11 protein-coding genes and 1 tRNA gene are annotated in these 8,159 nt (G+C 42.6%); 2 read left to right on the plus strand and 10 right to left on the minus strand.

Going from position 1 to position 8,159, the window contains the following annotated elements:
• The 10 genes from WEIDD23_RS09065 to WEIDD23_RS09110 form a co-directional block, all read right to left on the minus strand.
• Window positions 1-346, minus strand: a 346-nt coding sequence (locus WEIDD23_RS09065) for a WxL protein peptidoglycan domain-containing protein (RefSeq protein ID WP_197458868.1), incomplete at its 3' end; no start/stop codon positions are given.
• 101 nt (window positions 347-447) lie between these two features.
• Complete coding sequence (locus WEIDD23_RS09070; RefSeq protein WP_010372475.1) at window positions 448-1,179, minus strand: WxL domain-containing protein; 732 nt, start codon at window positions 1,177-1,179, stop codon at window positions 448-450.
• A gap of 147 nt (window positions 1,180-1,326) precedes the next feature.
• A complete protein-coding gene (locus WEIDD23_RS09075; protein WP_010372472.1) occupies window positions 1,327-2,844 on the minus strand; it encodes a helix-turn-helix domain-containing protein in 1,518 nt (505 codons plus the stop codon).
• 272 nt (window positions 2,845-3,116) lie between these two features.
• Window positions 3,117-3,200, minus strand: a tRNA-Leu gene (locus tag WEIDD23_RS09080).
• Between the two features lie 55 nt (window positions 3,201-3,255).
• Entirely contained in the window at window positions 3,256-3,768 is a 513-nt protein-coding gene (locus WEIDD23_RS09085; protein WP_010372469.1) for an antibiotic biosynthesis monooxygenase, read from the minus strand.
• Between the two features lie 85 nt (window positions 3,769-3,853).
• A complete protein-coding gene (locus WEIDD23_RS09090) occupies window positions 3,854-4,261 on the minus strand; it encodes an iron-sulfur cluster biosynthesis family protein (RefSeq protein ID WP_010372466.1) in 408 nt (135 codons plus the stop codon).
• A gap of 93 nt (window positions 4,262-4,354) precedes the next feature.
• Window positions 4,355-4,774: a hypothetical protein gene (locus WEIDD23_RS09095; protein WP_010372463.1), complete on the minus strand. Its 420-nt coding sequence runs from the start codon at window positions 4,772-4,774 to the stop codon at window positions 4,355-4,357.
• Between the two features lie 176 nt (window positions 4,775-4,950).
• Complete coding sequence (locus WEIDD23_RS09100) at window positions 4,951-5,676, minus strand: CPBP family intramembrane glutamic endopeptidase (RefSeq protein ID WP_010372460.1); 726 nt, start codon at window positions 5,674-5,676, stop codon at window positions 4,951-4,953.
• Window position 5,677: 1 nt separating this feature from the next.
• Window positions 5,678-5,872: a hypothetical protein gene (locus tag WEIDD23_RS09105; RefSeq protein ID WP_010372458.1), complete on the minus strand. Its 195-nt coding sequence runs from the start codon at window positions 5,870-5,872 to the stop codon at window positions 5,678-5,680.
• Between the two features lie 2 nt (window positions 5,873-5,874).
• On the minus strand, window positions 5,875-6,714 hold the full coding sequence (locus WEIDD23_RS09110) for a Cof-type HAD-IIB family hydrolase (RefSeq protein WP_010372455.1): 840 nt from the start codon (window positions 6,712-6,714) through the stop codon (window positions 5,875-5,877).
• A 180-nt stretch (window positions 6,715-6,894) separates the two neighbouring features.
• On the opposite strand from WEIDD23_RS09110, the gene mscL reads away from it, so the two are divergent.
• Together mscL and WEIDD23_RS09120 are read left to right on the plus strand one after the other, a co-directional pair.
• On the plus strand, window positions 6,895-7,290 hold the full coding sequence (gene mscL, locus WEIDD23_RS09115; protein ID WP_010372453.1) for a large conductance mechanosensitive channel protein MscL: 396 nt from the start codon (window positions 6,895-6,897) through the stop codon (window positions 7,288-7,290).
• A gap of 217 nt (window positions 7,291-7,507) precedes the next feature.
• Entirely contained in the window at window positions 7,508-8,152 is a 645-nt protein-coding gene (locus tag WEIDD23_RS09120; RefSeq protein ID WP_010372451.1) for a deoxynucleoside kinase, read from the plus strand.
• Window positions 8,153-8,159 lie beyond the last annotated feature (7 nt).

Here is an 8,159-nt window from a genome sequence, read left to right on the forward strand (position 1 = left end):
GTGGTACCGTAATCATGTCCTGGGTCTTGGCTGTTAGCGTTGGGTCTAATTTCTTTTGATCCCCCTCATAATCAACTTCACCACCACCATTCGTTGTTGCCGTTGTCACATCAGCATTCACCGTGACGGCGTGATCCGTATTATTTGTATACTTAAGTTTTAAATCCTGGGTCGCACCTGGATTAACCATCAAATCAAAATAGCCCGCCTTTTTTGCAAGCTGGTTCTCTGGTAATTCCGGTACCACTGAAAAGGTGTAGACGCTTGCCTCTGTCGTCTGACTACCACCAACAAGTAGACCAAGTGTTGCCAACACTGTTAGGCCTAAAATTTTACCAATTTTCATTTTCTCTGTTTCCCCTCTTGATATGTAAAATCCCACAAACGTCATCGTTTGTGGGACTAATGTCTTTTTCGCCAAAACGACGATTCAAATATGTGATTTTACTAGTCAACGCTACCGGCTGGACGTTCTGCCAACGTCCATTCCAATGTTGACGTGTATGCTGCGGCACGCTTTGTCGTCGCACCTGGCACCGCCAATGAGATTGATGAATCTGCTGACTTATCATCCCCAAATCGGTCAACCCACGTTCCTTGACCTTGGTTAGCTGCTGCATCAACAATTGACTTTGATACACCAGGTGTCAACGTGAACTTTGGTGACAACTTACCTGGTGTTCCCGCCGTTGTGCTCGAGCTGGCAACCAAGTTAGCATTGTTAAATGTCATCGTTGCCCCAGTCAAATCATTCTTGCCGTCGTTAAACTGTCCCAATTGCTTAACTGACAAGTTCCAGCCGGCATCAGTTCCACGGTTATCTGTTACTTGAACATAGTTAGAACCCGTGTGTCCATCTGCAAACTTTTGTGCAGCAGCTGTATAAGTTTGATCAGTTGATGCGATCTTTTGTGTCCCAAAATCTAGGCTTGAGGCAAAATCGATTGAAAGTGGTCCAGCCGTACCAGGATTTGGATCCGTTCCATCAGGATTCTCAGGCTTTGAAGGCGCTGGGTTATCTGGATTGTCAGGGTCGATTGGTGCCGTTGGATCCGTAGTTGCTTCAAATGTTACCTTTGCGTTACTTGAGTATACGGCTGAGTCAGCAAATGCTGAAGGTGCCAATACACTCAATGCCAATGTAGCCGTCAAAAGTGTTGTTACTGTCTTCTTTGTCATTCTTCTTTCCCCATTCTTCGTGACAAGTACTTTGTTGAAAACGTCCTCCTGTTTTCGACACCTTTATCATAACCGGTGGGGTCTAATTACAAAATGTAATAATTTTTCTCAAAAAAGAAAAAGCGTGCAAATGCACGCTATGACTGACTATTCAGCAATTCCAAGTTGCTCGAACCGGGTCGCAAACTTCTGTGCTTTCAGTTCAGAAAGGCGCGTCCGCAATTGTTCAAGTTCTTTGACATTTGGTAAATGTTGCCAATCAAATCGATAACGACTATCCACATCGGTCAACATGGCATCTGAAATCACCAAGTCGACGTCGTCTTCGAAACGATTGGTAAACACAATATTAAACTCCGCCATTCCCGCAATCATTCGCTTCAAAATGACTTCTAATGCCGGGCGATAGGTAATATCGATATCGACTTTAATCGGCGGAAAAATGACGGCAGGCTCAAAATGAGCCACAAACGCTGTAAAGAGATAACTAAAAAATAACTCTTCTGCGTCACGAACCGGTTGCTTAACAAGCGGCGCTATCTCACGACTGACATTGAGTGCCATCTCAACCAAGACTGGATACATCCGGTAGGCCTCACGTAAATCAAACCGGCGACGATGACCACTATCACGGGCATACAATTCGAATGTCAGGACCGGTGCAAATAAATCACGTTTGATTTTTTTTGCACTTGCTGCCGACATTGACGCATTAAAATATTGTTCATGGTACTGCCCAATCACACCAACAATGGCGGTTAGTCGTTGTTGTAACGTCGGTGTCAAATTGCCGAACCAATCAGTTTCTCCAACAATATTTAACGCATACAAATAAAATAGGGTTTCACGGGCCTCGTCGATAGCCTGTGCCTCATTAATCGTATCGTGCGTTAATGAATCAGCAACCATCTTTTGAATCAACGCCTGCGTTAACGCATCCATTTGATCATTTGGGCGTAAGACATTATCCAAATTGTGTGGATCGACGAAATGCCCCGTACGCACACGTAATGCCGCAATCGTATAGTAAAAGCGCAATGCAATTCGCTTTGAATCACGAATATACGACTTCGGCATAATCGCAGCCGCTAACCGATCAATCCCAGCATCTGCTTGGATTTTCAGGTCCTCACCATACGGAAACTCACGATCTCCAAAAAAGCGCAGCGCGAGTCGATAAAAAAAGACCCGGATGGCCGATTCGTCGCCCGTAAAGCGGTACTCATCATCAATCCCAATACCAAGTGGCGCCAGATGTTTCACCACATAGCGCTTAATATTGCGGGTTGTGCTGACCGTTGTCAAAAAACGTTCCGCAAAATCTTCGTATGACGTAATTGTTTCAAAAAACACTTCTTTAATAAACGTCCAATAAAGTGATTCGCGTAAATACACCAACATCACAGCGTCCGTATTAACGTGACGCGACATCGGCATGTGCAACATTTTATCGTCTTGTTGTACTGACAACAACGGTTCTTCTTCATCATCGTAAATTGTCATTAAATCCTCAGCTAACTGGTGTGCAACTGTGATGGTTAAATACTTTGACCACCCCAGCGCTTCGCCCACCGTTTTAACTGAAATATCGGCTGTCAGTTGCTCTCTCAAAAACGCTAACAGCTCGATTTTTTCATTCTCTTTCTTCTCCAGCATCCACTGCATTACTTGGCATCCTCCCTTAAAAATGCCTCATACCACACCTATTATTATATGTGGTTAAGTAATTATCCGCGTGCTTATTTTTTACCATTTTTGCGATTTAGAAAAAAAACAGTCGTTGATGCATTGTTGTAGCAAATTTGTAGCAAATGGTTTGGTATTTGTAGCAAATTTACGGTAAATCACGGTAAAAACAGCCTAAACAAAAACAAAGAAAAACCCCGTCATATCAGCGCTTAAGCCGGTAAAACGGGGTTTTTAAATATTAATAAGAATGCCGCTGACAGGAATCGAACCTGCACGGGATTGCTCCCACACCGACCTGAACGGTGCGCGTCTGCCTGTTCCGCCACAACGGCATATCAATAACAGTAATAACTATACCAGATTATTAGCCATTATTGAATACTTTTATTAAAAGACCTGCTTTGAGAAGGCTGCAAAACTATATTGTTTGCGCATCAAACCGTATAGTGAATTACTGCTCTCGTATTGGCGTAGCGGGAAATCTTCCTTTGCTTGCCAATTTTCCCAATCAGTCTTCATGTTCCACGTTGACAACATCACAATTTGATGTGAATTATCGTTTCGTTGCAACAAATAAGAACTAATAAAGCCCGGCTCTGTCATGCCTTCTTCATACGCTTGGTAACGTCGAATAAAATTATCACGCTCCATATCATTTAACGTGATAAACGTGAAATTCATCCAACCACGCAAGTCGCTGGTATCACCACGTTCAGCCAGAATTTCATACGTGGTTGGCATCGCAAAAATTGACTTCTTATTAGTGGTCTTTTCAAGCAACTGGTAGCGTTCCTTGTCTTCTTCATCTACTGTTAGCAGTAATTTGTGATCAAGGTGTTGGTTGCGGACGTCTTGTAAAACAGTTCGAGACCCAAACGTTACATGTAAATACTCTGTCATATTTTTATCCTCCATGATCGTTCCCCTAGTACAGTTACTATTATAGTCACTTATCATGAAGAATGCGCTGACAAACTATTGTTTTTTAGTGGATTTCAGGTCCATTTTGATTTGCATCGTATGCCGCAATATCAACGGACGTTGCATCCTTAATTGCCACACTCTCAACCAAGCGCCCTTGTTCCACTGAATCCAATGCCAAACCACCGAAGTTATTCTTCTTGCGTAATTGCATCTTATCAGCAAGCAACGACTTAGACGTTGCCTTGATATACCAGGTACCTGCATTCGTCTCAACCGGCATGTCAAACCATCGTTGATATGGGGCATCGTTGTTAACAATGTTAATTGTGAAACTCGTTTCCATTGTAATGTCCAACGGATCATTGTAAGGACTGATACCATCTTCAGCTGCTAGTAAAACCACTTGTGTCTTGGGATCAAAATTATTCATCAAACGATTCATCGCATAATCATCTAGTTCAATATACATCACATTTACCTCGACTTTCTATTGTCATCATAGAATATTTATCAGCTTAACTGTGAAAAAAAGGGCCGGCCAACAATGGCCAGCCCAATTTCATTAGTTGTTACCTTCAGCTTGTTGACGGGCAATGTAGCCACGTGAAGTTGTTTGTGCGAAAGGTCCATTTACCATTTGCATACGCATACGCAAGTTTTGTTGCACGTTTTGGTTAATCGTTTGTGCGACCAATGGTGTGACATCAGCAGGCACTTCTGAGTCTACCTTCGTACGGATTTGACGAATCAATTGGTAGAAGTCCTTACCCTTACGCATCACCAATTCATTTTCAGCAGCTTCGAAAGCGAAGTGTGCGTCATCCGTGTCCTTGTTGTACACAAAGTCCATGAATTGTGATGTCACAGCGTCGTTCTCGTAGTTATCTTCTTCACCTTGCCAAAGGCTTGCCGTCTCCGTCAAGTATGCTTCAACGTCAGCTGGATCGATGTAAACTTCCTTCAAATTAACCATGAATGCCATGTGCAAAATCCTCTTTCGTCCGTTTTTATATTAAATCTACTTACTATTTACAAGTATTAGTTTATCTAATTGTACCGCTTCTTGCACTGAGAAAGGGAGTGCCAAAGACACCTTTTGTGTTGCATTTTCGAAACACCAGGTATATGCAAAAAACGGCATCGAAATGCCGTTTTACCTTAATGATGCAAAGCCATACTAATTAAGCTAATGGCCGCAACGCTATTATTTAGCATATGTGTCAACATCGAATACTGAATCTGCTTAGTCTTCTTGTACACAACCGCCAACGCAACCCCCATAAGTGAATACTGGATCATTGGTAAAAATTGGAATTGTTGAAAGACGTGAAAGTACCCAAAAAGGACACCAGAAAGCACCACATTCAGCCACCACGGTCCATCTTTAAAAAAATAATTTAAGACGACACCACGGAAAATAAGTTCCTCGACCAACGGTGCTACTACAACAGCCAACAGAATGACAAATAGCAGCGAGGCACCACCAGCCTTAGCCATTGATTCTAACGCGGCCTGATTCGTCGCCGTCACCCGACCACCTGTAAATACATATTGCAGCAGGCCTGACACAGCCCCAGCGCCTAAAATCATCAGGTAACCCTTACCGACCCAACCAATTTTTTCACTTCTAAATGGATGAAAACCCGTTTTAGGCGCTTTTTTTCGCACCGCAAACAGCATCACTAACACCGTAATTGTCGTAAATACAGCCACAAAGAACAGCATCAACAGAATTGGTAAGATATTATTTTTGGACACGTGGAGCATACTTGCAGCACCACGGTTAGCAAACATGCCCGACACTTGAATGGCAAAATCCAGGATGATACCGACCACAATCCAAATCAAACCGTTACCGATATTGCGAAGTGTTTCCTTTTTCATGCTAATCGTCATCCTCCTTTTTCGGGCGCAAGGCCATTGTTAAAAGTGTCATCAACACCGTCACTGCCACAAAGGCCAAAATGAACACGATGATTGACAGCCAAAGTGGCCACATAAACGTTTTCGCTACGTACGCTAACCCGATGAACAGCACCATGACAACGGCACTGGCACCAACCTGAATTGCTAATCCCATTTTTACTTAAAGTCCTTCAGTACGTATTTTTCAAGAATTTCTGCAATTGCACCTTCGTTATTTGTACGCTCAGTGACAACCGCAGCGGCCTCTTGCACCGCCGGAATACCATTGGCAACACTAACCCCCAAGCCAACCGCTGTCAACATTTTGAGGTCATTATTATTATCCCCAGCTGCGATAATCTCATCACGCTGAATACCCAGTTTTTCACCAAGCAACAACGAAGCTGACCCCTTATCAACACCCTTCGTATTAAATTCAACATATCGTGAAGATGAAAACGTTGCTTCAACAGCATCCGCACCAACCGCAGCTAAGACAGCATCCCGAATCTGTTCACGCACCGCTTGATCAGGATGTTCAAAGATAACTTTCATAACGGGCTGTTCGTTCGCCAAGAAAGCCAAATCATCGCTTGCCATCAATTCGTAAGGCACCCCACGTTCAGCCATATACTGTTTATCAGTTGGTGAAATATTGTAAATAAACAATGTGTCAACCGTATAAATATGAACGTCGACCTGGTCATTAACCAAACCTGCCCGGAAAATTTGTGCAGCTAATTCGCGGTCCATGCCCCGTGTCAAAAGTACTTGATTGTCCTTATTTTCAACAATTGCTGCCCCATTATATGAAATTACGTACTGGCCCGCTTGGTCATACAACCCCAACGTCTTCAGCAACGCTTGTACCGAGTTAAAGGAACGACCGGTGTTTGGCACGAACTTAAAGCCATGAGCCACAGCCGTCTTGATTGCCGCCAAATTGTCCGCGTGTACCGTACCGTCATCATTTAATAGCGTTTCATCTAAATCAGAAACCAACATTTTGTAAACCATTTTAAATACCCCCTATTATTCCAATAGTCATTGTATCAAAGAACGACTGCAATTCGGCCGTTTTATTAGAAATATGTCTTTTTCTCAAAATTTTGTTTATGTGGTTAAACGTTATTACTTGCTGTCCCAAATACGGTACAGGTATAATTAGCTTACCAAAGGAACATAGGAGAGTATATTATGCGTAGTTTTATGAACGAATTCCGTGATTTTATTATGCGCGGAAATGTGATGGATTTGGCAGTTGCCTTTATTATGGGAGCTGCTTTCCAAACTGTTGTTAAGTCAGTTGTTGATGATTTGATTATGCCACTTGTTGGTATCGTAACTGGATCAATTTCATTTTCTGCTATCGTTTGGCACATCGGGTCAGCCGACATCAAGATTGGGGCCTTTATCTCAACTTTGATTACGTTCTTGTTGACAAGTTTTGCAGTCTTCCTCATCTTGAAGGGTGTTCGTAAGGCACAAGCTTTGACAAGCAAGGAAGTTGAAGAAGAAGAGGAAACGGTTCTTGAAACTGAATTGGGCGTTTTGCAAGAAATCCGTGATGCTTTGGCAACAAAGAAGGACTAATTCCGAACGTTGAATTTCGTCACACAATAGACACATACATTTAACTTTAAAACAAACGCCTGTCTACCGCGGTTTTAGCCGGTATGGCAGACGTTTTTTATTTGTCAAGCCGTTGATATAATTTCAAAATTTGGCTAAGATAGTTAACAGCAAATCAAACACAATTGCGTGGTTTGATAATATAAAGATACAAAATTCTGAAGGAAGAAGGACTACCATGGTGATTATCACGGCAGGTATGATTGGTGTTGGTAAGACGACATTGACTGATTTGATTGCAAAGCATTTGGGGACGCAAGCATTCTTTGAACCCGTTGGGGAAAACCCAGTGTTACCACTTTACTACGCTGATCCAAAGCAATATGGATTCCTATTGCAAATTTACTTCTTGAACAAGCGCTTTGCGATGATTAAGAAGGCCTTGACCGACGACAACAATGTCCTTGATCGTTCAATTTACGAAGATGCCCTCTTCACACAAGAAAACCACCGCGAAGGAAATATCTCTGATGCTGAGTTGGATGTCTATATGACCTTGTTAAACAACATGATGTCTGAAATCCAAACTATGCAAAAGGGACGTCCTGATTTGATGGTATTCGCCGACGCTGACTTTGATACGATTTTGTACCGTATTAAGAAGCGTGGTCGTGATTATGAACAATTTGAAGATAACGACGAGCTTCGTAGTTACTACTTCAAGATGTGGAGCGCTTACCAAAAGTGGTACGAAGAGTACGATGCTTCACCTAAGATTAAAATTGACTTGCAACAATATGACTTGGAAGAAGCTGACAACCGCCAAGCTGTCTTAGACATCATTGACGCACGTCTTGCTGAACTTGACGCAACTGTTAAGTAATCGCTAA

It is taken from the genome of Weissella sp. DD23, from assembly GCF_001579105.1.
GTDB lineage: Bacteria > Bacillota > Bacilli > Lactobacillales > Lactobacillaceae > Weissella > Weissella cibaria.